Source organism: Gryllotalpicola sp. (assembly GCF_027352875.1).
Lineage (GTDB): Bacteria > Actinomycetota > Actinomycetes > Actinomycetales > Microbacteriaceae > Gryllotalpicola.
Map to the genome: position 1 here is coordinate 17,377 of NZ_DAIEII010000067.1, position 24,403 is coordinate 41,779.

The 24,403-nt window shown below is 67.5% G+C and carries 22 protein-coding genes, 1 tRNA gene and 3 pseudogenes; 5 read left to right on the top strand and 21 right to left on the bottom strand.

The window, feature by feature from the left end; translation table 11 throughout:
• Nucleotides 1–3: 3 nt before the first annotated feature.
• The 13 genes and pseudogenes from M7D61_RS08320 to M7D61_RS08380 all read right to left on the bottom strand — a co-directional run bounded on the left by M7D61_RS08320 (nucleotide 4) and on the right by M7D61_RS08380 (nucleotide 12,357).
• Nucleotides 4–942, bottom strand: a complete 939-nt coding sequence (locus M7D61_RS08320) for an ABC transporter substrate-binding protein (protein ID WP_298229438.1) — start codon at nucleotides 940–942, stop codon at nucleotides 4–6.
• Nucleotides 921–1,658: an ABC transporter permease gene (locus tag M7D61_RS08325; protein ID WP_298229440.1), complete on the bottom strand. Its 738-nt coding sequence runs from the start codon at nucleotides 1,656–1,658 to the stop codon at nucleotides 921–923. The genes M7D61_RS08320 and M7D61_RS08325 overlap by 22 nt, the downstream gene beginning before the upstream one ends.
• Nucleotides 1,655–2,344 carry an ABC transporter permease gene (locus tag M7D61_RS08330; protein ID WP_298229442.1) on the bottom strand — a complete coding sequence of 230 codons (690 nt, stop codon included), beginning with the start codon at nucleotides 2,342–2,344 and terminating at the stop codon, nucleotides 1,655–1,657. Before M7D61_RS08330 ends, M7D61_RS08325 begins: the two co-directional genes overlap by 4 nt.
• A gap of 11 nt (nucleotides 2,345–2,355) precedes the next feature.
• Nucleotides 2,356–3,084, bottom strand: a pseudogene (locus M7D61_RS08335) (ATP-binding cassette domain-containing protein); the annotation flags it as partial.
• A 13-nt stretch (nucleotides 3,085–3,097) separates the two neighbouring features.
• Nucleotides 3,098–3,400 carry a DUF427 domain-containing protein gene (locus M7D61_RS08340; RefSeq protein ID WP_298229444.1) on the bottom strand — a complete coding sequence of 101 codons (303 nt, stop codon included), beginning with the start codon at nucleotides 3,398–3,400 and terminating at the stop codon, nucleotides 3,098–3,100.
• Between the two features lie 55 nt (nucleotides 3,401–3,455).
• Entirely contained in the window at nucleotides 3,456–3,968 is a 513-nt protein-coding gene (locus M7D61_RS08345; RefSeq protein ID WP_298229446.1) for a DUF664 domain-containing protein, read from the bottom strand.
• Nucleotides 3,969–4,014: 46 nt separating this feature from the next.
• Complete coding sequence (locus M7D61_RS08350; RefSeq protein WP_298229448.1) at nucleotides 4,015–5,928, bottom strand: pyruvate kinase; 1,914 nt, start codon at nucleotides 5,926–5,928, stop codon at nucleotides 4,015–4,017.
• A gap of 75 nt (nucleotides 5,929–6,003) precedes the next feature.
• Entirely contained in the window at nucleotides 6,004–6,180 is a 177-nt protein-coding gene (locus M7D61_RS08355) for a hypothetical protein (RefSeq protein ID WP_298229451.1), read from the bottom strand.
• Between the two features lie 346 nt (nucleotides 6,181–6,526).
• Nucleotides 6,527–8,515 (bottom strand): S26 family signal peptidase, encoded by a 1,989-nt coding sequence (locus M7D61_RS08360; protein ID WP_298229453.1) that lies wholly within the window; start codon nucleotides 8,513–8,515, stop codon nucleotides 6,527–6,529.
• Between the two features lie 101 nt (nucleotides 8,516–8,616).
• A complete protein-coding gene (locus M7D61_RS08365) occupies nucleotides 8,617–9,150 on the bottom strand; it encodes a hypothetical protein (protein WP_298229455.1) in 534 nt (177 codons plus the stop codon).
• Nucleotides 9,151–9,428: 278 nt separating this feature from the next.
• Entirely contained in the window at nucleotides 9,429–10,322 is an 894-nt protein-coding gene (locus tag M7D61_RS08370; RefSeq protein ID WP_298229456.1) for a DMT family transporter, read from the bottom strand.
• A 61-nt stretch (nucleotides 10,323–10,383) separates the two neighbouring features.
• Nucleotides 10,384–10,902, bottom strand: coding sequence for a hypothetical protein (locus M7D61_RS08375; RefSeq protein WP_298229458.1), 519 nt, complete (start codon nucleotides 10,900–10,902; stop codon nucleotides 10,384–10,386).
• Between the two features lie 69 nt (nucleotides 10,903–10,971).
• Entirely contained in the window at nucleotides 10,972–12,357 is a 1,386-nt protein-coding gene (locus M7D61_RS08380) for an NAD-dependent succinate-semialdehyde dehydrogenase (RefSeq protein ID WP_298229460.1), read from the bottom strand.
• A 417-nt stretch (nucleotides 12,358–12,774) separates the two neighbouring features.
• On the opposite strand from M7D61_RS08380, the gene M7D61_RS08385 reads away from it, so the two are divergent.
• The 3 genes from M7D61_RS08385 (at nucleotide 12,775) to M7D61_RS08395 (ending at nucleotide 15,849) form a co-directional block, all read left to right on the top strand.
• Nucleotides 12,775–13,890 (top strand): NDMA-dependent alcohol dehydrogenase, encoded by a 1,116-nt coding sequence (locus tag M7D61_RS08385; protein WP_298229462.1) that lies wholly within the window; start codon nucleotides 12,775–12,777, stop codon nucleotides 13,888–13,890.
• A 1-nt stretch (nucleotide 13,891) separates the two neighbouring features.
• Entirely contained in the window at nucleotides 13,892–14,926 is a 1,035-nt protein-coding gene (locus M7D61_RS08390; protein ID WP_298229464.1) for a MoxR family ATPase, read from the top strand.
• Between the two features lie 110 nt (nucleotides 14,927–15,036).
• Nucleotides 15,037–15,849: a vWA domain-containing protein gene (locus tag M7D61_RS08395; RefSeq protein WP_298229466.1), complete on the top strand. Its 813-nt coding sequence runs from the start codon at nucleotides 15,037–15,039 to the stop codon at nucleotides 15,847–15,849.
• Between the two features lie 179 nt (nucleotides 15,850–16,028).
• On the opposite strand, the pseudogene M7D61_RS08400 reads toward M7D61_RS08395, so the two are convergent.
• The 5 genes and pseudogenes from M7D61_RS08400 to M7D61_RS08420 all read right to left on the bottom strand — a co-directional run.
• Nucleotides 16,029–16,284, bottom strand: a pseudogene (locus tag M7D61_RS08400) (hypothetical protein); the annotation flags it as partial.
• Complete coding sequence (locus M7D61_RS08405) at nucleotides 16,281–16,637, bottom strand: ribbon-helix-helix domain-containing protein (RefSeq protein ID WP_298229468.1); 357 nt, start codon at nucleotides 16,635–16,637, stop codon at nucleotides 16,281–16,283. The gene M7D61_RS08405 and the pseudogene M7D61_RS08400, both read right to left, overlap by 4 nt.
• Complete coding sequence (locus M7D61_RS08410; protein WP_298229470.1) at nucleotides 16,630–16,908, bottom strand: hypothetical protein; 279 nt, start codon at nucleotides 16,906–16,908, stop codon at nucleotides 16,630–16,632. The genes M7D61_RS08405 and M7D61_RS08410 overlap by 8 nt, the downstream gene beginning before the upstream one ends.
• Before the next feature lie 176 nt (nucleotides 16,909–17,084).
• A complete protein-coding gene (locus M7D61_RS08415; RefSeq protein WP_298229472.1) occupies nucleotides 17,085–18,194 on the bottom strand; it encodes an IS110 family transposase in 1,110 nt (369 codons plus the stop codon).
• Nucleotides 18,195–18,281: 87 nt separating this feature from the next.
• A tRNA-Pro gene (locus tag M7D61_RS08420) sits at nucleotides 18,282–18,355 on the bottom strand.
• A gap of 380 nt (nucleotides 18,356–18,735) precedes the next feature.
• On the opposite strand from M7D61_RS08420, the pseudogene M7D61_RS08425 reads away from it, so the two are divergent.
• Nucleotides 18,736–19,949, top strand: a pseudogene (locus tag M7D61_RS08425) (IS481 family transposase); the annotation flags it as partial.
• 90 nt (nucleotides 19,950–20,039) lie between these two features.
• Here the strand turns inward: M7D61_RS08425 and M7D61_RS08430 are convergent.
• Genes M7D61_RS08430 through M7D61_RS08440 form a run of 3 tightly spaced genes read right to left on the bottom strand, consistent with a single transcriptional unit; the run spans nucleotide 20,040 to nucleotide 23,948 of the window.
• The gene (locus tag M7D61_RS08430) at nucleotides 20,040–22,472 is read right to left on the bottom strand and encodes a DEAD/DEAH box helicase (protein ID WP_298229474.1); all 2,433 of its coding nucleotides are present in this window, start codon (nucleotides 22,470–22,472) and stop codon (nucleotides 20,040–20,042) included.
• Nucleotides 22,465–23,373: a nucleotidyl transferase AbiEii/AbiGii toxin family protein gene (locus M7D61_RS08435; RefSeq protein ID WP_298229476.1), complete on the bottom strand. Its 909-nt coding sequence runs from the start codon at nucleotides 23,371–23,373 to the stop codon at nucleotides 22,465–22,467. The genes M7D61_RS08430 and M7D61_RS08435 overlap by 8 nt, the downstream gene beginning before the upstream one ends.
• Entirely contained in the window at nucleotides 23,370–23,948 is a 579-nt protein-coding gene (locus M7D61_RS08440) for a type IV toxin-antitoxin system AbiEi family antitoxin domain-containing protein (protein ID WP_134434228.1), read from the bottom strand. Before M7D61_RS08440 ends, M7D61_RS08435 begins: the two co-directional genes overlap by 4 nt.
• 143 nt (nucleotides 23,949–24,091) lie before the next feature.
• Between M7D61_RS08440 and M7D61_RS09885 the strand changes: the two genes are divergently transcribed.
• Nucleotides 24,092–24,403 (top strand): IS1595 family transposase (locus M7D61_RS09885; RefSeq protein WP_366083919.1); only part of this gene is annotated, 312 nt, incomplete at its 3' end.

Here is a 24,403-nt window from a genome sequence, read left to right on the forward strand (position 1 = left end):
AGCTCAGCCGAACAGATTCTTCTGCTTCAGCCACTCCGTGGCGATGTTCTGCGCGGATTCCTTGCCGACCGAGCTCTTGGTGTTCATCTCGATGAGGTCCGCGGTGGTGAGGTTGGCCTGCACCTTGTCGAGCGCCTGGGTGACGGCGGCGTCGGCCTTGCCGGAGTTGATGAGCGGAACGACGTTCTGCGCGAGGACCATGTGGTCCGGATCCGCCAGCGTCACGAGGTTGTTCTGGGTGATCGACGGAGTGGTCGAGTAGATGTCGGCGAGCTGGGCCTTGCCGTCGAGCAGCGCCTTGAGCGTGTTCGGGCCGCCGCCGTCGTTGATCGGCAGCAGGGTGGCGCTCACTCCGTAGACGCTCTTGAGGCCGGGGATGCCGTACGGCCGGGTCTGGAACTCCGGGTTCGCGGCGACGGTGATCGGGTCGGTGACCTTCTTGAGGTCCGCGAGGCTCGTGACGCCCCACTTTTCGCTGAAGGCCTTCGTGACGTTGTACGAGTCGGCGTCCTGCGCCGCAGCCTGGTCGAGTACCTCGTAGCCCTGCGGAACCGCCGTCTTCAGCGCCGTGTACACGTCATCGCTCGACTGGGCCGTCGCCTTCGCGTCGAAGTACTGCAGCAGGTTGCCGGTGTACTCGGGCACGAGGTCGATCGAGCCGTCCTTCAGTGCGGCGATGTAGGCGTCGCGGGCGCCGATGTTCGGGGTGACCGTGGCGGCGACGCCGCTCGCCTGCAGCGCGTCGGCGTAGACGTAGGCGAGGATCTCGCTCTCCGGGAAGGCGGCCGATCCGACGGTGATGCTCGTCACCGGCGCACCGGTCGAGGGCGGTGAGCTTGCCGGGTTGTTGTCGCCGAGCGGGTTGCTGGATGCGCATCCTGCGAGGGCGGCGGCGAGGGCGAGCACCCCCGCGGCGGCGGTCAGGCGGATGGTTCTGGCCATGGGATTTCCTTTCGGGACGGCTGGTGCGTGGTGGTGGGGGCATCGGGGATCCGGGCGGCGCGCACGCCGCGCGGAGTGGCGAGGCGCTGGGCGATGACGAACACGCCGTCAGCGGCGAGGGCGAGGGCGATGACGACGAGCGAGCCGCCGAGCATCTGGGCGTAGTCGCGGATCGCCAGGCCGTCGATGAGGAAGCGGCCGAGCCCGCCGAGCGGCAGGAACGCCGCGACCGTCCAAGTGGCGATGACCTGCAGGCACGCCGAGCGGATGCCGCCGAGGACGAGCGGGAGCGCGAGCGGGAACTCGACGCGCCAGAGGACCTGCCAGCCGGTGAATCCGATCGCCTTGGCGGCGTCGACCGTGTCGCGGTCGACCGCCTGCACCCCCGCGTACGCGCCGGCGATGATGGGCGGCAGCGCGAGGATGACGAGCGCGATGAGCGGGGCGAGGAGGTCGCTGCTCACCAGGAGCGCCAGGACGGTGACGAGGCCGAGCGTCGGCAGCGCCCGCAGCGCCCCGGTGAACGGCACGACGATCTCGCGACCGCGGCCGGTGTGGCCGACGGCGAGACCGGCGGGAAGCGCGATCGCGACGGCGAGCGCAAGGGTGAGCCCGGTGTAGTCGAGGTGCTCGAGGATGCGCCATCCGATGCCGCCCGGACCCGCCCAGTTGCCGGCGTCGGACAGCCAGGCGAAGGCCTGCGAATAGGGGTTCACGACGGCTCCGCCTCGACGCCGAGCAGGGTCGCCGTCGCTCGGCCGGCCCGACGACTCGGGCGCGCCCACGGCATGAGGAGGCGACCGGCGAGCACGAGCAGCAGATCGAAGACGACCGCGATGACCACCGTGCCGACGATGCCCACCCAGATCTCCGTCGGGAAGTAGCGCTGGTAGCCGTCAAGGAAGAAGAAGCCCAGCGAGTTGACGCCGATGAGCGAGCCGACGGTGACGAGGCTGACGGTGCTCGCCGAGACGACGCGCACCCCCGCGAGGATCACGGGGCCGGCGAGTGGCAGCTCGACGCCCCAGAAGCGGCGCCATCCGCCGTAGCCGACCGCCGTCGCCGACAGCGTGACCTGCCCGTCGACCGAGGCGAGCGCGTCGGCGGTGGCGCGCAGCATGAGCGCGAGGGCGTAGATCGTCAGCGCCACCTCGACGTTGAGGGGGTCGAGGATCCTGGTGCCGAGCAGGGACGGCAGCAGGACGAAGAGCGGCAGCGACGGGATGGCGTAGAGGATGCCGCCGATCGACAAGAGCACGCCCCGCGAGAGGCGGTAGCGGTTCGCCAGCTGGCCGAGCGGTATCGACAGCGCGGTGCCGGCGACGATGGGCGGAACGCTCAGCCAGACGTGCTGCAGGCCGTAGCGCGCGATCTGGTCCCAGTTCGCGACGATCCAGGTCATCGCAGGATGCTCCGCGGGCGCCCGGCGTCGATGAATCCGCTGACGAACTCGTCGGCCGGGTTGTCGAGCAGTTCGCGCGGCGCGCCGAGCTGGGCGAGGATGCCGCCGTGGCGGAAGAGCGCGACCTGGTCGCCGAGCAGAAACGCCTCGTCGATGTCGTGCGTGACGAAGACGATCGTCTTGCCGAGTTCGCGCTGGATGCGCTGCAGCTCGACCTGGAGCTCGGCGCGCACGATCGGGTCGACGGCACCGAAGGGCTCGTCCATGAGGAGGATGTTGGGGTCGGCAGCGAGCCCGCGGGCGACGCCGACGCGCTGCTGCTGCCCGCCGGAGAGCTGGGCCGGGTAGCGCTGGGCGAGATTCGGATCGAGGCCGACGACGGCCATGAGCTCGCGGGCGTGCTCGCGGGCGGTTCCCCGCTTCGCGCCGCGCAGCAGCGGGACGGTGGCGATGTTGTCGAGCACCGTGCGGTGCGGCAGCAGGCCGGAGTTCTGCATGACGTAGCCGATGGAGCGCCGTAGCGCGACCGGTTCGAGGCCGCCGATGTCGTTGCCGTCGATGAGGATCGACCCGCTGCTCGGGTCGACCATGCGGTTGATCATGCGCAGAATCGTGGTCTTGCCGCTGCCGGACGACCCGACGAAGACGGTCGTCTGCCGGGCGGGGATGACGAGGTCGAGGCCGCTCACGGCGAGCGTCCCGTCGGGAAAGCGTTTGGAGACCTGGCGGAACTCGATCACGCGCCGACCGGCCTCAGTCGAGGACTTGCGCGAACTTCCAGAACGCGACGTAGTTGGAAAAATCCTTGCCGACGCGGTCGAACGCGGTGGGCAGCGGTTCCGGGTAGCTCCATGCCGTGTCACGGTAGGCCTTGCCGCCGACATTCAGCGTGAAGTACTGGCATTCGCCCTTCCACGGGCACGTGTACGGGGTCGGGCTCTTCTCGAAGTATTCGGTCTTCACCGCTTCGGGCGGGAAGTACCAGTTGCCCTCGATGCGAATCAGCTCCTCGCTCGGTGCCTCTGCGACCACCGTGCCGTCGACTACTGCCTTCACGACGCACCTCTTTCCGTTTCCGTCATCTCAAGCTAGATGACCGCCTCGGTTATTCCTAGGTCCGTTCCAGGACCCCGCGGATGAACGCGGCCTGGCCGAGATGCTGGAGGTCGTCGCTGACGATGCTGACCAGTCGGGCGGCGAGGGTCACCGGCGGACTCCAGTTCCGGTCGACCACGCGGTCGAGGTCGGACTCGCTCAGTGTGCCCAGATAGGCGACCGTGCGGTCGCAGACGGCTTCGATGTATCCGAGGAGCAGCTCGGCGGCAATGCCTTTCACCGCGCCGACTTCGTCCGCGCTTTGCCTATATCCGGTCGCGGAGGAGTCGAATGGCAGCCCGAAGCGGTCGACCCAACCGTCCGCGATCCAGACCTCGTCGGTCCCCGCGGCGTCCGCGACCTGGGCGTCCTGCACGCGCCCGACATGCCAGAGCAGCCAGGCGATGGTGTTCGCCTCGGGGTCGAGCCTGCCCTCGAGAAGCTCGGGCGTAAGGCTTCGCGCCACTGTGCCGGCGATCGACCGCACCCGGCCGATCGCATCCACCAGGACCTCTGCGCTCGTCGTCACGCCGTCGACGCTACGCCACGGGGGCGCGAATGCGGCAGGCCTTCCCTCAGACGTCGGACGTCGTCGCTTGGGCGATGACAGCGGGGGGCGGGCCGTTGACGCCCTCCTCCTCGACCGGCTCGCGATCCCAGGCGCGGAGTCGGCGCAAGAGGCTGCGCTTCTTCTGCATGTGGTCCTGCATCCTGCCGAGGATTCCGGCCAGCATCCGGATGGCCTCGTCGATGTACGGTCCCTTGTTGAGCATGACGCACTCGGCGCGCTCAGCCATCGCCGCATCGGTGACCTCCGCCCGGGAGGGGATGCCGGTCCTGGCCATCGAGTCCAGGACCTCAGTGGCCCAGATCACGGGCGCGTGGGCCGCCTCGCAGAGCCAGAGGATCTCCTCCTGGACCTCGGAGAGCCGCTCGAAGCCGACCTCCACCGCAAGGTCGCCGCGGGCGATCATGACGCCGATACGGTCCCAGCGCATCGCCTCGAGGAGGATCTGCGGCAGCGCGTCGAACCCGGCGACGGTCTCGATCTTGAGCACGACGCCCAGACCGCCCTCCGGCACCTGGTCGAGGCGGTTCAGCAGGTCGCGCACGTCGTTCTCACTGCGGACGAAGGACATCTCCACGATGTCGGCGTGCCCTTTCACGAACTCGAGATCCTCGATGTCCTGCTCGGTCAGGGCGGAGAGCGAGAGCCGGGTGTCGGGGAGGTTGATCCCCTTCTCGGCACCGAGCTTGGTTCCCGCGACCCCTGCGGCACGCACCTCCACCGTCAGCGCGCCCGGCGAGACAGCGGTGATGACGCCGCTGATCTTGCCATCGTCGAGCAGCACCCTCTCGCCCGGCCTGGCGTCCGCGAAGACGTCGGGCAGGGTGCATCCGATCCGATGCAGGGCATCGGTCGTGGGTTCGACGGGGCTGAGGTCGTCGGAGAGGACGATCCGGTCGCCGCGCCGCACCAGGATCGTCCGTTCGGCCTGCGGGAGCGGGCCGATGCGGGCGTTCCGGCTCTTCGTGCCGGACTTCTTCCCGTCGGACAGGATCATCCCGGGCACAAGGTAGGCGGTCTGCCGGAGCGAGACCAGGCAGCCCGCGGCGGTGACCCTCTCGACGGTCATGGTCCGGCGCGCTCCGCGGGCATCCACGGTCTGGATCCGCTCGCCGACGCGGCGGCTGCCCACCCAGGCGGGCTCCTGCAGCGGGACGGCCGGGACGGAGGGCTGTCCGGCGTCCGGGGGCGGGGTTCCCAGCCAGACCCGGGCGGGCTCGATCACCGCCCCGAGCGCGTCACGAGACGGCCGGACCTTGAGTACGGACGGGCCGGGCTGGATGGGACCGGTGCGCAGCTTGGGGCCGCCCAGGTCCATGGACACCAGGCACGGCCGGTGGGAGGAGGCCGTCCCGGCGCGGATGTTGGCGAGCATCGCCTCCCATGTCGCCGGATCGTCGTGAGCGCAATTGATCCGCGCGATGTCCATGCCGCTTTCCAGCATGTCGCGCACGAGCGGCGGGTCGGAGGCGGCCTCGGTCGGAAGCGTCACCATGATTCGCGTGACCCGGCCCGCCGGCTGCGGGCCGAGCAGGGCGACCGCATTGCGGGAGAGCAACTCCGCACCGTCCGGGACGGACGGTAGCGGCAGGTCGCTCTCGACCCGCCCGGTGAGACGGGCCAGTCTGCGAAGCAGCGCGTCGATGCTGACGAGCACATGCGACTCGGTCCTGCCGAGCGAGGAGAGGCCCTGATCGGAGAGGCGGGCCTGCAACTCGCGCATGTCGTGCCGGCGCAACTCCACGTAGTGGATGAGGTTGGCGGCGCTGTAGCGGTGATTCGGTCGGACGGCCTCGATCTGCGCGGCATTCCGTACTTCGGCGTCGAGAATCGCCTGACGGAGAAAGCTGACATCCGCGAACAGCGCGTCGAGTTCAGCGCTCTGCGCCGTCGCGGACCCCTCGGCTTCCTCGTTCGGCACGGTCGATCACTCCATCTCGGCAGCAGCTGCGCTCGTTACCGCGAACGGCCTGCCCTGCGCGGGCGTCGGGCTGGTCTACTTGTGTGTCGTGTCGTGGCTCGCGGCGTGGTGGATCTTGTCCGCCGCCGTCTTCAGCGCGTTCTCCACCGCGTCGGTGGCCTCGTTGACCTTGCCCTCGACGGCGTCCACGACGTTGTCGGTGACCTTCTTGGCGCCTTCAGCACCTTTTTTGATGCTCTCTCCAGCGGTCATGATGACTCCTTCATCTCGTTGTCCCGAATCTACGCTCCGGTGAAGACGGTCGCCAAGGACCAAAGTCCCAGAGGAAAAGATGGCGAATTCCGGTCCATGAAGCGATCGGCCGGCGACGTTGAGGCCGCTGGTCGAGTCCGACTCCGGTCTCTACCCGTTCCGGTTGCACCATCAGACCGGCCAGATGGGAATCGGTGTCGCCGGAAAAAGCTGATCGGCATCACGGTGCTGACGACCGCCACCGCGCTGATGTTCGCCGATACACCAAACCTGCACCTTGGCCACCATGGTCGTGGCGGCTCATCGCGGCCGTTGCGCTCATGGTCGCCTACGAGCCTGGCTTGTACTAGATCACGACGAAGCTCGCGCTCACTCCCGGCGTGAGCGGGGACGAGGTCGCCCTCAGGGTGTAGATTCCGGCCCGATCGATGCTGCACCCCGAGAAGGCGGCGACGCCCGACACCGCCGCCTTCGGGTTGCTCATGCAGTTGAGGGTCGCCCCAGCGGGATTCGTGATCGCCAGAGTGACCGATGCGGTGCTGGTCGTGGTGTTCCCGAACGCGTCGAGCACGGCGACGACCGGCTGGGTCGCGAAGGTGATCGACCTGACCGAGTTCGAGGGCGATGAAGTGAAGCTCAGCCGGGTCGCGGGGCCGGCGCTGATGGTGAAGCTGGCGCTCGTCGCCGAACTCAGGCCGAAGGCCGTCGCGGTCAACGTGTAGGTCCCCGCCTTCCCGATAGCGCACCCGCTGAAGGTCGCGGTGCCGTTCACTGCCGCCTTCGGGTTCGCGGCGCAACTCAGCGTCGCCCCGGCCGGGGTGGTGATCGACAGGGTGATCGAGGTCGTGCCTGAGGTCGTGTTGCCGCTCGCATCCTGAATGGCGACGGTCGGCTGGATGTCGAACGCGGCGCCGCTGAGCGCCGACGAAGGCGAGGTGGTGAAGGCCAGCTTGCGCGGGGTCGTGAAGATGAAGAACGTGGAGCTGACCCCGCTCTGCAGGCTCGCCGAGCTGGCGGTGAGCACGTAGCTTCCGGCCTGATTGATCCGGCAGCCATCGAAGGCAGCGACTCCCGCGACAGCGTTCTTGGGGTTGCTCGTGCAGACGAGCTTCCCCTTGGCGATGGTCAAGGCGACCGGAGCGGTGCTGCTCGTGACCGTGTTGCCGCCGGCATCCTGCACGGCGACCACCGGCTGGGTGGTGAAGGCCACGTTGCGGGCCGCGTTGCTGGGACTCGTCGTGAAGACCAGCTTGCTCGCCGCGCCAACGGAGACGACGACGGTGCCGCTGATGGCCGAGGACAAACCCGGCGAGGTTGCCGTCAGGGTGTAGGTGCCGGCCTTGTCGATCGTGCAACCCGAGAACCCGCCGGTTCCGGAGGCAGCGGCGACCGGGTTGGCACTGCAGCTGAGGGTGGCGCCCGCAGGGGTGCTGATGGACAGCGTCACCGGAGCGGTGCTGATGGTCGAGGAACCGCTCGAGGTCTGGATCGCGACCACCGGCTGGATGCCGAAGGCGATGCCGCCCGTCGAGTTGGACGGATTGGTCGTGAAGGCGAGTTTGGCCGGACTCAGCGCCGTGGAGGCGACCCAGTTGTTCGCTGCATTCGTCGTGCTCCCGGTGAACGCCGCGCTCGCGGCCGGGACGATCGGGGCGATGGCGACCATTGCGGCGCAGAGAAAGAGAAACATCACCGACAGGGCGCTCTCCGGGCCGATGCGTCCGGCCAAAGTGCGGATGCCAGGGTACGGCGGCCGAGAGTGCCCGGATCGACGGTCGCCTCGTCCTCGGGTCTCGCCCCGCGACGCGAGGAACTCGATGACCAGCGCGAGCAGCGTCACCGCGATCCATGCGGCGAAGGGGACGAGAAGGCCGTGCTGCAGCCAGTAGGCCGGAAGGCCGATCCACGGAATCAGCAGGCAGCTCACCGCGATGATGTCGGCTCGGGCCAGCGGCGCGCTGTCGACGTCCCGGTTGGCGTCGCCCGCGGTGATCAGGCTGCCGTCAGGATTGATTCCGACGATGCGATGCAGCCGGATGCCCGGCTCCGCCGAGCCTGCGGGAGCCCGGAAGGTCACCACCCGACCGAGCGGAGTCGGCGCGTCCGCCGACAAAGGCTGGGAGAGCACGACGTCGCCGATGGCGATGTGCGGCATCATCGAGCCGCTCTGCACGACCGTTCCCGTGAGGCCGAAGGCCATCGGGAGTGTGGCGCAGGCGGCAAGCGCGACGAGGAAGACCAGGTAGCCGCGCGCGAGAACGCGCACGACCAAGAGCCCCCAGTCCACGACGACTGCGCGACGCGTCTGAGGCTCCTGGGCCGGCTCCCCTGTCATCGAGCTGCACCCTCACGCCGCCACGACCGCTACGGGGTGGACTGCAACTCCCAAACGACATCGGCACTTGCCGACTTCCCCTGAAGGGCGTCGATCTGGGCCTAGGTCAGAGCGGTGACGTCGAAGGTCCAGGTCGCCTTGTAGGTCTTGGTCTCGCGCGGGGTTCCCGCGGTAGCCCAGGGCAGAACGCCGGTCGTGTAGTTGTTGGTGCTCGCGCCGAGCGCGGCGAGCGACGTCGCCGGGAGGGTGCTGGACGGCGCGAATCCGGTGCAATCCGAGAAGCTGCCCCCGGCTCCGATCTGGATCGACATCGTGATGTTGTTCTCGAGGCCCTGGGCTCCCACGGTGTCGATGTACATCCGCACCTCGCCGGGAACGGTCGAATCGGAGGTGACGACCAGGCACTTCGAGCCGGTCTGCCCTGGAGTGACTCCCGTCACGCGGAAGGCCGCAGCACCGAGGTCGTCATCGGAGAGGAGCACCGAGCCGGTCTCCCAGTTGTTGCCGGTGTTTCGGGTGGTCGCCGTGAAGGCGGCGCTGGAGCCTTGCCAGACGAGCAGCCCGGCAACCAGGATCGCGGTCGGACCGACGAGCAGCGTGGCGAGCCGACGAGTACGAGCTACGGACTTGTTCATTTCAAGTGCCCCCTTCGGGACTGGTATCGCACCGACGCCGATGTCAGTGGCGATGCGCGGAAGAGCGGGTGTGTCCGAATATTTCGGATGTCCCGGACCCCATAACTAGCGAGTCTCCGCCGTGATAAGCACCGGTGACAGAGCCGAAGGTCCCGTCCCCGACGCGGCCGACGATGCGGCGGACCAGCGGGCGCGCACCGATGAAGGCATGCGCTCTGCGCATGATCGAACCCCGGGGAGTCGGGCTCGTCATGTCCGGACGAGGATCACCCGCCCCATCAGCGAGCGGTTGGCGGGGGCGCGTCGGGCGCGGCGAGGGAGGTGTGCGTGACGAGATAGGAGCCGGCGAGGACGAGGAGGAAGCCGGCGACCGTCCACAGGGTGATCTGCTCGCCGAGGACGATCGCACCGGCCGCGATCGCGATCGCCGGGTTGAGGTAGGTGACGGTGGTCGCGCGCACCGGCCCGATTTCGCGGATGAGCGCGAACAGGACGACGAAGGCGATGGCGGTGCAGACGACGGCGAGGACGACGATCGACCACAGCGCCGGCGCGCTGGGCCAGGTGGTCGGCCAGGTGCCGCGGATCGCGACGAACGGGACGTAGAGGATCGCGGTGATGATGAGCGACCAGGTGGTGAGGCCGATGCTGGGCGCGTCGCCGAGCCAGCGGGCGGCGATGACCGGCGCGATCGCGTAGCCGACGACCGCGACGGAGACCTCGGCGACCGCACCCAGGTCGGAGCCCTGGACATCGAGGCCCACGAGAGCCGCGACGCCGACGAGGCCGATGCCGAAACCGGCCCAGTTCGAGGCGGTGAACCGCTCCTTGCGGCGCAGCACCAGGGCGACGAGCACACTCACCAGCGGCACCGCCGCGAGCAGCAGCCCGGTCATCGAGGACGGCAGGCGCTCCTCGGAACTGGTGAGGAAGAACCACGGGAACACGATCTCGGCGACCGTGTAGGCCAGCAACGGCAACCAGTGCCGCCGCTCGAGGCGCAGTTCGCGCCGCCACACCGCGACCGGCAGCAGAAGCAGGGCGCCCAGAGCCGTTCGGCCGAGCACGACGACCTCCGGAGCGAGCTCGCCGACCGCGATCTTGATGAACACGTACGGCACTCCCCACGCCACCGACAGCACCGCGAACAGGATCAGGCCTCGACGAGTCACGGCTCCATCCTGGCGCGGGCCGCGGACATCGCCGAACCCGGCCGCATTCCGCGGATGGGGTCTAGACGGTGTCGGGGACGACGTACGGCAGCCCACGCAGCCATGCCGCGAGTTCGCCCCAGGGCCGACCGGTGGGGAGCTGGCGCAGCAGAGCACGCACCTGAGCCGTCGAGCCGGGCACGGGCAGCACCCGCGTGGGCGCCTTGCGGGCGAGCGCGCCGAACCACCAGTGCCGCCAGGTGCCCTCGACGGTCTCCGGTTCCAGCACGAGGTAGTAGTCGGGCATCACGGTCGCCCCCGACTGCAGCGCGGCAGCGGCCGTCTCGGCCTCGAGGCTCAGCGTCTCGAGCGAGACCAGATCGTCGTAGAACTCGACCCAGGCCGCCGCGACATGCAGCAGCGGATCGGCATCGCTGACGAAGTACGACGCGTGCGAGCGGCTGATGCGGCTGACGAGTTCGGACGCTCCCGCGGCGGCGAACTCGACGGCCTCGACGTTGCGCAGGGCTGCGAGGCCCTTGAGCACCTCGGCCGAGCTATCGCCCACGAGGGAGACAACGGTTCCATTCGATGTGACCATGATCGAGCTTATGTCGCACGCTGCCGCAGCACGGGCGCTGCTGAGCCTGGCATGCGACCGCTCCGCGACTCAGTGCGCGCTCACGGGCTGCGGCACGCGCACGAGCTTCTTGTTGGCGAACTCGCTCATCCCGTACTTGCCGAGCTCACGACCGACGCCGGAGCGCTTCACCCCGCCGAACGGCAGCTCGGCCGAACTCCCCGTGACCGCGTTGATCCACACCATCCCGGTCTCCAGATCGTCAGCCAGGTCGCGAGCGAGGTCGAGGTTCTTCGTGAAGATGCTGCTGCCCAGGCCGAACGGCGAGGAATTCGCCAACTGGACCGCCGCCTGCGGCGACGGCACGCGGTACACCGTCGCAACCGGGCCGAACAACTCCTCAGAGAACGCGCGCATCTCGGGGGTGACGCCGGTGAGCACCCCAGGTGCGTAATAAGCGCTGCCGCCGGTCGGTTGTGGTGCCGAGTGCAATTCAGCGCCCTTGTCGACCGCGTCCTTGACGATCTCGCCGAGATCCTCGGCGGCCTGCGCAGAGGAGAGCGGCCCGATCAGGGTGGCGGGATCCGCGGGGTCGCCGGTGGAAATCTGCGTCATCGCCCCGATGAACTTCTGGGTGAATTCGTCGTACACGGAATCGACGACGATGAACCGCTTCGACGCGGTGCACGCCTGCCCGGCGTTCAGCACCCGGCCCATCACGGCCTCCTGGACCGCGGCGTCGATATCGGCGTCTTCGAGCACGATGAACGGATCGGATCCGCCGAGTTCGAGCACGTAGCGCTTCATGTGGCGTCCGGCGACCTCGCCGACCGCCGAGCCCGCCTTCTCCGACCCGGTGAGGGAGACGCCCTGCACGCGCGGGTCGGCGATGACCTCGGCGACCTGACGGCTGTCGATGAACGCGTTGATGTAGGCGTCGGTCGGGATGCCGGCGTCGTGCAGCAGCTTCTCCATAGCGAGGGCGGATTGCGGGCAGTTGCGCGCATGCTTGAGGACGATGGTGTTGCCGAGAGCCAGGTTGGGGGCGGCGAATCTGGCCACCTGGTAGTAGGGGAAGTTCCACGGCATGACGCCAAGGACGACGCCGATCGGCTCGGTGCGGACGACGGCCTCGCCGCCGCCGACAGCGTCAAGAACCTCGTCGGCGAGGAACTTCGCCGCGTTCTCGGCGTAGTACTGGAAGATCGATGCGACGATCATCACCTCGCCCTGGGCCTGCATCAGCGGCTTGCCCATCTCGAGGGTGAGCAGCCGCGCCAGTTCGTCGATGCGCTCGGTGCACAACTGCGCGGCGCGTGCCAGTGCTGCGGTGCGCTGAGTCAACGGCGTCTTCCGCCACGACAGGTACGCAGTGTGGGCCCGATCGAGGATCGTGTCGACCTCGCGGTCGCTGATGACCGGGAACTCGGCGAGTGCTTCGCCGGTCGCCGGATTGATGGTGGCGTATGCGCTCACTAGTTCCGTCTCCTTGCTCCATTGCCAGGGTCAGTGCGTGTTCCGTGCGCTCGCGCGGACACAATGCCGCAACTGCTCGTCTGCCTTCACAAGCTGCCACCGGTGGGGGCGGATGTCAATGGGCCGACGAGACTCACGGCGGATGCCCACGATACGTCTGCGGTGCCTCCGATGAGGCTGCCCGCAAAGCGGTGAATGCTCACGGCGCGGAAAGCGGGTCGTCGCCGACCATGGCGAAGCACGACCGGTGGAGCGCTGAGCGCTCCCGCGCCGCTCGTGAGCCGAGCCTCCCGTCCTCAGTTCCGCCGCCCCATTGCGCCCATTGCGGTGGGCCCGACGCGGGCATAGCGTGGAGGCATGTCCTGGCCAGTAGCGCCGGGAGCTCGCTATGACGACGATGTCGAAGGAGAGATTGCCATGAAGACCAAAGCGGCCGTGAACTGGGGCGTCGGCCAGGACTGGAAGATCGAAGAGCTCGAGCTCGACGATCCTAAGCGCGGCGAGGTGCTCGTCAAGCTCGCCGCATCCGGGTTGTGCCACTCGGACGAGCACATCCTCACCGGGGACATGCCGGTGCCGGGCTACCCGTACATCGGCGGCCACGAGGGCGCGGGCGTCGTCGAGAAGGTCGGCCCGGGCGTGGAGAACCTCAAGGTCGGCGATCATGTCGTGCTGAGCTTCATCCCCGCGTGCGGCCGGTGCAAGATGTGCTCCACGGGCCACCAGAACCTGTGCGATCTCGGCGCGGGGATCCTCGAGGGTCTGCAGATCACCGACGGAACCTCCCGGCACCACGTCAAGGGCGATGACGCCCGGCTGATGTGCGTGCTCGGCACCTTCGCCCCGTACACGGTCGTGAACGAGGCATCCGCCGTGAAGATCGACGACGACATCTCGCTCGAGTTGGCGGCGCTCGTCGGGTGCGGTGTGACGACCGGCTGGGGATCAGCGGTCAACAGCGCGGAAGTGAAGCCGGGCGACGTGGTGGTCGTCGTCGGCGTGGGCGGGATCGGCTCCAACGCGGTGCAGGGCGCCCGGATCGCCGGGGCGAAGTACATCGTCGCGGTCGACCCGGTGGAGTTCAAGCGCGAGAACGCGCAGTCGCTGGGCGCTACCCACACCGCCGCGAGCATCGAGGAGGCCATGCCTCTCGTGCAGCAGCTCACCCGTGGTGCGATGGCCGATGCGGTCATCTACACGGCAGGGGTCGTGGAGGGCGCACTGATCGCGGGCATCATGGCGCTGACCACGAAGGGCGGCATCGCGGTGGTCACCGGCATCAGCCCGGCCGCCGACATGAGCGTGAACATGTCGCTGTTCGATCTGACGCTTTCGCAGAAGCGGCTGCAGGGCTCACTGTTCGGTTCGGCCAACCCGCGCGCCGACATCCCGCGCCTGCTCAGCCTCTACCAGAACGGGCAGCTCAAGCTCGACGAGCTGGTCACCAAGACCTACAGCCTTGAGGACATCAACCAGGGCTATCAGGACATGCGTGACGGCAAGAACATCCGCGGCGTGGTCGTCTACAACTGACGTGACCTCGCCCCACGGGATCGCCGCGACTCCACCCGGCGGGGTCGCGGCGATCCTCACTCCGGCGACGCTCGCCGCCTTCGATGCGGCTGTGATCGGTCGTCGTCCGGAAACCGAGGTGCTCCTGGCCGCACTCGCGGCGGGCCGCCACATCGTTCTGGAAGGCCCGCCGGGCACCGGCAAGTCCACCTTGCTGCGCACGCTCGCGGACGCCGCCGGCATCGGCCTGGTGTTCGTGGAGGGCAGCGCCGAGTTGACCCCGGGTCGGCTCGTGGGCAGCCACGACCCGAGTCGGCTGCTCGCCGAGGGCTACCGCGATGAGAACTTCCTCGACGGCCCGCTCGTGCAGGCGATGCGGACCGGCGCGCTGCTGTATCTGGAGGAGCTCAACCGCGTCCCCGAGGAGACCATCAACGTCCTGATCACGGTCATGAGCGAGGGCGAGTTGCATGTTCCGCGCCTCGGCCTCGTGCGGGCGGCGCCGGGGTTCGCTCTCGTCGCCGCGATGAACCCATTCGACGCGGTCGGCACGGCTCGGATCTCCGCGGCCGTCTACGACCGCACCTGCCGCATCCGGATGGACTACCAGAGCGCGGCGGATGAGGAACGCGTGGTCGAGCGCGCCGTCCACGCCGGCGGTGCCGCCGCAGTGCCCGATGGGAGCCGGCAGCCGCTCGATGTCGGCCGGGTGGTCGCACTCGTGCGCGCGACCCGCAGCCACCCCGACGTCCGCATCGGTTCGTCGGTGCGCGGTGCCATCGACATGATGCTCGTCGCCGACCGGCTCGCCGAGTTGCGCGGCGCGGCCGCAACGGATGCCGGCGTCAGTCTGGATGCCGCCCTCGCCGCGCTGACCGGACGCATCCGGGTGCAGGAGAGCAGCGAGCGCAGCGCTGAGGAGATCATCACCGAGCTGTGGCATCGCGTCTACGACCCGGCCGTCGCGCCGCAGCCGGGAGCGGACGCGGGGGCGGAACCGGGAAAAGCGCGCGGGGCGACCGGCCCCGACCGACCGGCGCCCCTCGCAACGAGCTGAGCCCCGACCCGCAGCCGCGCGCCGAGCAGGGCGACCAGCCGCGTGTCTCCACGGGCCGTCACCTGCTCAAGGCGATAGCGGGGTTCGAGGAGGTGTCCCCGCAGGTGGGGATGCTCGACGAACAGGCCCTCAGCGCCCTCGAGCGACGGGACCCGGATGCTGCGCTGACCCTGCTCGCGGAGATGAGCGGCGCCACTGACGAGCGGCTGCGACGCCTGGCGCGGGCGCTGTCGGGCCGGGTCATGGTCCGCGCGGCGTCGCCGCGCGGCGCACCACGGCCCGGCGCAGGGCGCATCCGGTCGCGGCGCTGGGAGCCGGGCGTGGACGTGGACGTGGATGCGAGCCTGGACGAGCTCATGGTCTCGAACCTCGCCGGGCGGGCCGCTGACCCGGCCGGGCTGCGCGGACCCGGCTGGGTCCGGTCCGCGACCGCGATCAGTCTCGTGCTGGACCGGTCCGGATCGATGGGCGGCGCAAGGCTGGCCACGGCGGCGGTGGCCGCGGCGGCGGTGGCGCTGCGAGACATCGAGGACTACAGCGTCATCGCCTTCGGCTCGGCCGTGCGCGTCGTCAAGGCGCAGCGCCAGCCGCGCTCCGTGGAGAGCGTCGTGGGCGACCTGCTGAGCCTGCGCGGCCACGGCCGCACCGATCTGGCCGCCGCGCTGCGAGCCGCCGCGCGCGAACTGTCGGACTCGGCCGCATCACGGCGGATCGTTCTGCTGCTCTCGGACGGGCGCGCCACCACCGGGGACGACCCGCTTCCGGCAGCGCGCGCACTGGACGAGCTGCTGGTGCTGGCGCCGGTCGGGCCGGACGAGTCCGGTGCGCAGGCGCGCGCACTGGCGCGGGCGGTCGGCGGTCGGGTGGCGGAGGTGACCGGACCGAGCGCTGTCCCTGCCGCGATCGCCGCCCTCTGGCCGTGACGTCAGCGCGTGAGGCGTCGAGCCGGCCCGACCCGTCCTGCGGTGGCGATGCCGCGGGCTCGGAAAGCGATCGGGCCGCCCGCGGCCGGCCCTTCGCGGCCGATAGCCGCAGGCAGTGAAACACACTCTCCGCCGCAGCAAGCGTGCGGCAGATGGCCCAGACCCCGAAACGCACCCATCTGATCGATGAAGCGGACCATCTCGTCGCGGGGCGGTCGAGCTCCGCGGCGAAAACGCCGACGCCGCCCGCAGTATCTCGTTCGCCCGCTTGAGCTCCGCGTTCTCCTGCTTCAACCGCTTCACCTCAGCATGCTCGATCGAGGTCACTCCCGGCCGCTCGCCCGCGTCGACCTCGAAGCGGCGCCGCCACTTCTGTCGACGGCGCTCGAAAACTGGAAACCACCGGTGAAGGGCCCCGCGGAGAGCCGCTGTCACGCCCCGATCTTGTGCTCCGCGAGGAGCAGCTGCACGGCCTCGCGGACGAGTTCGCTCTGCTTCTTGCCCGTCTGTTCCTCGAGCTGCTTGAATGCGGCGAAGTCGGCCTCAGCCAGCCGCCCCCGCACGGTGGGAGAGGCTCCCTTGGGGTGCTCGCCGAGTCGTGTACGCCCGGCACGCCGCAGCACGGCGTCCAGCGCCGCCTCGCTGCCGTACTCGCGCAACATGAGTGCGCGGCCGCGCCCGGCCGCTTCGGCGCCGGTTGCGATGTCCGTCACCTTCGGCATCGGGGTCGAGGGGTCGGTCAGCCACGCGGCCAGCGCGTCGTAGTCGGTGTCCTTGGGGTCAGCCATTGGGGTTCTCCTCTCGGTGTCGGCGGAACTTCGGGCCAAGCTCCATCGTGTGAAATACAAGGGCTTCGCGGCCGTCTGAGAACACTTCCACCAGGATCTCGATTTCGCGGTCGGTCTGCGGGTGCGGGTGCCCGATGTAGAGCCATACGTCACCGCTGGCGGAGCCTTCATCCGGCAGCTTGGCGGAGTACGTCGCGTGAACGACGGCGTACACCTGGTCGTCGCGTGGGATGCCATGCTTCTCGGTTGAGTCGGTCCACCCGGGCGTCACGCCCTCATGCTATCATGTAGCCGTCATTGGTGGATACTAAATGTGTAGCCGATAACCGCTGCTGTGTCAGTTTGAAGTTACTCCGACCACAAGGGGCCGCCGGGCTCCCACGAAAGAGACCTACGTCGGGCTGTCTCAGATGGTGACGTCCCGCTGAGTGGATGCTCCTATTGCTGTCAAGGGCAAGGTGGAGGGGTGATTTGGTCGAGGGCGGTGTGTGCTTGGCGCTCGAGCGTGGTGTCGCCGCGGGTGCCGACCTCGAGGCGGCGGAGCTTCTGGTAGGGGGCTCCGAGGGTCGCGGCGAGGACCGTGATCGGGATGCCGAGGGCTTGGCGGCGTTGACGAAGGACCAGGCCTGTTGGTGTCTCGGGTGAGGGGTGGGTGAGGGTGTGGAAGATCTCGTTCGCGATGTGCCGTTTCAGGCAGCGGATGATGTCGCGGTCAGAGAGCCCCTCGGCTCGACGCCGGGCGAAGTACTCCTCCGTTCGGGGCTCTTGGTGTCGCATCCGCAGGAGCACGATGCGGTAGAGGGCGCTGTTCGCTTGCCGGTTCCCACCTCGAGAGAGGCGGTGTCGGATGCGTTGCCCTGATGAGGCGGGGATCGGGGCGGCACCGCAGAGGGATGCGAACGCGGCCTTGGAGGTGAGTCTTTCGGGGTTGTCTCCGGCGGCGGTCAGGATGGTCGCCGCGACGACGACACCGACGCCGCTGAGGGCGAGGAGTGCCGGGTTGACGGCTCGGACGAGGGCATCGAGTTGCGCGTCGATGATCGTGAGCTCGTTGCGGAGAAGCGTGTGTCGGATCGCGAGCCGCTTCAACGTCTGCCGGGCGACGGAGTCAGGATCGGAGCCGCCTGAAGGCCTGGTCCGGTTCAAGACGGCGACAAGTTTCGTCTTGTCCAGTGCCCGGTAGTCCTGGCGAACCCGGTCGGGTGCGGTGATCAGGAGGCCGTGGATTTGGTTCATGGTCTGCGACCGGGCCTTGACCGCGGAATGGCGTTCGCTCATCAGAATCCGAAGCGATTCCACGCCCCCGTCACCCCGTTTCGGAGTCGCCGTCTGGGTGCCGGCGATGACCCCCAGCGCGGCTTGGTGGGCATCGATCGGGTCGGACTTCCCTTTGAGCCTGCGATGCTGCCTGTTCGGGCGGGCGATCTCCATGGCAGTGATTCCCGCAATCGCGAGGGCGCGAGCGATGCCGGCGCCGTAGGAGCCGGTGCCCTCGACGCCGACACGCTCGACGGTCTCGTGCTCCTGGAAGAACGCGACGACAGGGCGCCGATCCAAGTAACGATGACTTTTGGGGACCAGAACGCCGGGGGCCCGGAAAAGACGAAGCCCTGGTGAGAAACATGCTCTCACCAGGATTTTTTGTCGGGCTGACAGGATTTGAACCTGCGACCCCATGACCCCCAGTCATGTGCGCTACCAAGCTGCGCCACAGCCCGTGACGTTCGATATTCAGTTGTGTCGGGCCGACTGGAAAGGGCCTAAACCCCTTATCCCCCAGGCGTCCAAACTGCTCGATCTGGCATTGATCCCGCGTGGTTCTGCGGCTCAAGTCATGCCGAGCGCGTCACGAGATGCATGGTTTCCATGGTTTTGGTCCCCTTTTTGGTCCCCGCACCGGGGACGTGACCCCAAGCAGGGAACTGTGATGTCGCAGGACATCGGTGACGGTTCTGTGTCAGGACATCGGTGACACTTCCGGGGTGTCTGGTGGTGACACTTCTGCCGTTCTGATTGGTGGGTGAGCAAAAACGAGCCTGTCGATCCCCGTGTCCGTCTTGCGATCGCCCAGTGGCCGCCGGACGCGCCACGAGGTGCGGTGACGACGTTCTGCGCTGAGCACTCGGTCTCGAGGAAGACGTTCTACGAGATCCGGAAACGCGTCGCCGCCGATGGGCCTGCGGCGGCGTTGGAGCCACGCTCAAGGCGTCCGAAGAGCAGCCCGACGACGATCGCCGATGAGGTGAAGCAGCAAGCACTCGGGGTGCGGGCCGCGCTGGAGCAGTCGGGGCTGGATCACGGTCCGATCAGCGTGCATGAGAAGCTGCGCGCCCTCGGGATGACCGCCCCGTCCCCGGCGTCGCTGGCGCGGGTCTTCCGTGACGCAGGCGTCGCGAGGTTGGAGCCAAAGAAGAAGCCTCGGGCCGCGTGGCGCCGGTTCGTGTATCCGGCGCCGAACGCGTGCTGGCAGCTGGATGCGACCGAATATGTCCTGACCGGTGGGCGCAAGTGCGTGATCTTCCAACTCATCGATGATCACGCCCGCTACGCCGTCGCCTCCCACGTCGCGGGGTCCGAGACCGCCGAAGCGGCTGTGATGGTCGTGAAGAAGGGCATCAACGCGCACGGGGTCCCGCAGCGGCTTCTCAGCGACAACGGCCTCGCGCTCAACCCCTCCCGACGTGGGGTGATCGGTCAACTCACCGCGTATGTCACCTCTCTCGGAGTCGAGGCGATCACCGGGAAACCATACAAGCCGACCACGCAGGGCAAGAACGAACGCTTCCATCAGACCCTGTTCCGCTTCCTCGATAAGCAGCCTCTCGCCGAGACGATCGAGCAACTTCAGGAGCAGGTCGACCAGTTCGACATCATCTACAACACGCAGCGTCCGCACCAGGGCCTACCCGGCAGGATCACACCGCAGCAGGCATGGGAAGCGACACGGAAGGCCGACCCGCCCCGGCCTCGCCCCGACAACACGCAGCGGCCACTGCCACGGCACGCTCCCGCGACCACCATGCACGGTCGGGCCGCCGACGAGGTGCGTGTCGCACGGATCCGCGGCAACGGGACCGTCAAAGCACGCGGCGTGTTGTTCCAGACCAGCAGCACCCTCGCCGGGCAGAGCGCCTATGTCGTTTACGAACAGGACACCGTGCTGTTCTTCGACGACGCCGGCACCCTGATCATCGAACACTCCTGGCCCGATCCCGGCATCAGATACGTCGGCAACGGGAAACCCCGAGGCCGACGACCCCAAACCCTCTAACCGTCACCGATGTCCAGACACAGGAAGTGTCACCGATGTCCAGATACAGTTTCGTCACCGATGCCCCGAGACATCACACCCCAAGCAGGGAACTCGCGGGCTTTCGAGGTTCGAAGTTCGCGAGTCGACGATCAGGCGGAACCTTCCTGGCCGACTGTGGCCTGTACCCGCTCGCCACCCTCAACAGGTTCCGCCGTCACGAAGCCTTCCTTCGACATCACGCGTCTGCGCCGTGAGTACATGCGTTCCAAGATAGGCACGTTCTTGTCTCGGTAGTCGTGAACGATCGCGGGCATAGACTGCTCCGCTCGTCCACGCGTGATGCGGCCGATCTGCTGAATGACGCGCCCTTTGAAAGAGACCGGGACAGTGAGGAAGAGAGTGTTGAGCGTCGGGAGGTCGAGACCTTCTCCGGCGATCTTGTCGATGGCGACAAGAACGAACGGCTGCTGCTGCGCGTCCATCTCCTCGAGCGAATGCCTGATGTCACGGCGGTTGGCGGCGGTGAGGCGTCCGTGAAGCCGGATCACCGGCGAAGCGCATGATTCCAGCGCATCCGCGAGCGCGTCGAGGTGTTGGAGCCTGTTTGTCAGTACGAGGCAAGTGCGCCCCTGGTCGGCTGCTTCTCTGACGTGCCCTGTAATCATTGCGTTGCGCTCGGTATCGGCGGCGAGTTCCGAGTAAATCGCCTGAACGGATGGACCGTCGATTCCGGGTTCCTCGGTGCGGAAGGTCGTCTCATGGACGACCATCTCGCGAGCAGCATGATCGGCGGTGTCGACCACGTGGCGGATCGGACCGCATTGCATCGTGATCAGTCCATTCATCTGATCGGCGCGGTAGGGTGTCGCCGTCATCCCCACCCAGTAGCGGACATTGACGTTGCGCAGGGCGGCTTCGGTTGCTGGTGCTGCGACGGCGTGGCATTCGTCGATGATGATCTGCCCGTACTCCTCCAGCATGCTGGGGTCCGCGTTCCGATGCGCGACGGACTGCATCATGATCAGGTCCACAACGCCGCGCCGTTTCCGTCGCCCCGCCCCGAGCTGACCAATCTGCTTCTCGGTCAGGCCAAGGAACTGCTGGAGTCGTTCGCGCCACTGGGCGAGCAGTTCGGCACGGTTCACGAGGATCGCCGTTGGCGTCGCGCGTTCGGCGATGAGGGCGCAGGCCATGACCGTCTTGCCTGCGCCTGGAGGAGCGACGAGCACTCCGGTGTCGTGCGCGAGGAGCGCATCGACCGCGCGCAGTTGCTCGTCTCGGAGTTGACCCGCAAAGGTCACCTCTAGACACGCCGGCGCCGTAGCCACTGTCTCGGTCGTTGTCTGGAAGCCTGCGTCCGCGAGGAGCGCTTCGGCTTCGTCGGCGAGTCCCCGAGGCAGGCGCAGTTCGTGCTCGTCATGCTCGAAGCTGGTGACCAGACGCGGCGTGCCGAAGGTACTGAACCGCTGAGCCTGTCTGCGGTAGAACTCCGGATTGGGCACGGACGCCATGTGCTTGAGTTCGGTGATCACAATCCCCGGAAGGAGCTCTGTCGGGATGTGCAGAACCGCATCGCGGCGTAGCCCCAGCTTTCGTCCCGCTATCGTGCGCGCGACCGCCTTGATACTTGATCGCCGCGGCCGTGCACCGAGCGACTCCGCGGGCCCCACGCGTGACTCCGCGAGGCTCGTCGAACCGAGTTCAGCGACCCGTTCGACGGGTACGGGCGTCGTCATTGCCAGGGCCGCGAACTGATCCTCATACGGATCCCAGGTCCCGGGATCGACGAACACGGTCGTCCCGCGTCGGCGGCAGTCGCCCTGCAACGGTAGCGCGATGAGATTGCCCAGGCGCGCCCGCCCAGTGGATCGTTCCGGCAGGGTGTCTTGCGACGGAAAGAAGCGATCGTAACTCTGAAAATCCATCGTCGGTCGGCGCGCCATGGCGGCGCGCAGAAGGCGCATCCCTGCCGTGCGTGCTGTCGCCGCCGGAACAAGGTCCTCGATAAAGATCCAGACATGCGCACCCTCACCGGATCGCGACACTTCGGTGAGCACGTCGATCCTGGCGCGCTCGCACTCCGCAACGAATGCTGCGGCATCATGCCGCCACTGCGCGTCGTCGAAGTCGCAGACCAGTAGACGGCACTGGTCGCCAGCAAGCATCGGGTAGAGGCCTGCGTGAAACTCGCGCTCTCCGGGTTGAGAAGCGCCTCGAAGATGCCGCTCCACGGTTCGATTTTCGAGTGGCAGATAGTCCGCAGTGGTCTCGGATCCGGTGTAAAAGCCGCCGCGTACCGCGGGGGCCCAACCTGACTTTCCCGTGCGCGCGCTGGTCCATCGCACCGCGTGGACATCATTCCTGCCGACGAAGCGAGCACGGAACAGGGCGAGCTTTTCGGCACTCGACGATGCTGCCGTCACCGCAGGCAGCAGGCCAGCACGAGCGGGTACAGCCACCAAGGCCTTTTCCATCGCGTCTCTCGCGCGCTCAAGTTCTCCGAGCTCGCTGCGAGCCTCCGCGAGGTCCTGCTCCAGTCTCGTGATCCGAGACCTCAAGATGTCGATCTCGGCGTCAGTCAACGGCTTTTCCCCAGGACTGAGCGTTCGGGTCCCATATCAGATGGGCCACGTTATTTGTCAGGGCAGGTTCGGCGAAGAGTATGCATGCCTGAAGAAGTTCGACGAAGCTCTCCGGTGTCGACTGTTCGAGTCGTTGCTTTTTACGCCACGTTTCCCACTTGCGTTGTGCCAGCGCCGGCATCCCCGCGATCAGTGGCCCAAGAGGTTCGATGTCGACGTGACGGTAGCGGGCGACGGTGTCGATCGCTTCGCGCAGGTCTGCTCCGCGGATGATCCTGGACCGTGCGATGGCCGCGATGTCGGTGAAGTCGCGCCAGCGGGTGTTCTGCTCACCTCGTTCGAGTGCGGTGACGATCTTCTCGGCAAGCACCATGTGGTCGGGATAGCCTCTCAAGCGAAGTGTTCCGCCGAGCAGCAGCGGGAGCACGACTTCAGTCGGGGCCGGCCAGATCGGATCACCAAAGTTCACGTCGACGTGCAGAGCTACCCGCGCTGTCGCGAGTTGCGCGGTGATCTTGACGCGGACACCGTTGTAATCGGCGTCGTCCCGGATTGGCTCTCCTACTGCGGAGTCCGAGTCGAACTCCAATCCGTCCTCGAGGTGCACTTCGATGATGCTGCGCACCCGTTGCTCGACATCGGCTATGTCGTTGGCGAATCCAGTCGCTGCGAAGTCGATATCGCGGGTCGGCCGTCGCGCAGCGAATGCCGCCATAAGCACACCGCCCTTGAGTACGAACTCTCCGACATGCTCAGAGACGGCCAACCGGGCGAGAAAACCTTCGAGCGCGTACAGCGTGAAGTACTCAGCAGGATCGCGTCCGTCGCGGCGGGCGAGATTGCGCAGATCGTTGTACGCCTGCCCAGCAGGAGTGTCTCGTGTCGGCGTTGGCGGAGTCATAGGAGCGCCTCGAGCGCCTGGCGGATCCGCGGCTGCGCCTTTGGGAACGACGAGGCAACCTTCAACAGGGCTGCCGGTGAGTTCCCGCGGCGGCGTAACCACCGTCGGAGTGCGTCGTAGGCGACGTCGCTGCCTTCTTGATGCATGAGCCGGAAGCAGTCCACGATCGTTCTCTCGGCTGAGTAGATGGAGAACCTAAGTCCATTTCCGGCATCGATGTGGTCGCGTCCGATGTGAAAAGTTGTCGGGTCGAAGCTGTGCCAGGCAACGTGAGCGAGCCCAACGGGATGATGGACACCACGCGGTAGGGCGATATCGGACTCGAACGGGATGGCGTCGCTCAGGTCGTGGTGCACGAGCGCACTCGTTAGACACAACGTCGCCTCTTCACGCACGGCCGTTGCTGCGGCGAGCGAAGCAAAGGCAGTGTCGATCTTGTCAGGACGCAGATACACGCCGCGACCTACGCGTTCGATCTCACCCTTCGCGAGAAGGTCGTAAACCTGATCTTTCCGCAGGCCTGCGGTGCGAGCGTCGCCGAGCGTGAACACGGGTCCGAGGTCCGCCGCCATCATCCACCTCCCAACTCTCTACACATGAAGCCTATCTGTAATGAGTTAGGAAGGCTACGACGAGGCTCAAGGGATGAAACGTTCCTTAGGGCTATTCATCTGAGCGGAGTGGTCTTTGGCGTGTGGTTGATCGCCTGCGCGCAGGTGTGCATTACCCCAGGTCGGCGGGCGAGTTGAGGTCGTGGTTCGCTACAGATGAGGACTGCCTCGATTACCTCGACTGGGTCCGATGGCCGGCGGGGTTCGTCTGCCCGCATTGCGGGGGCGCGGGCGGCTGGCGGGTAGCGGACGGCGGGTACCGGTGCCGGCGCTGCGGTAGGCGGACCGCGGTGACGGCGGGGACGTTGTTCGACCGGCGGCGCACGCCTCTGACGGTGTGGTTCGAGGCGTGCTGGATGTTCGTTTCGGCCAAGAATGGTGTCTCCGCGTTGACGGTGCAGCGGTCGCTGGAGATCGGT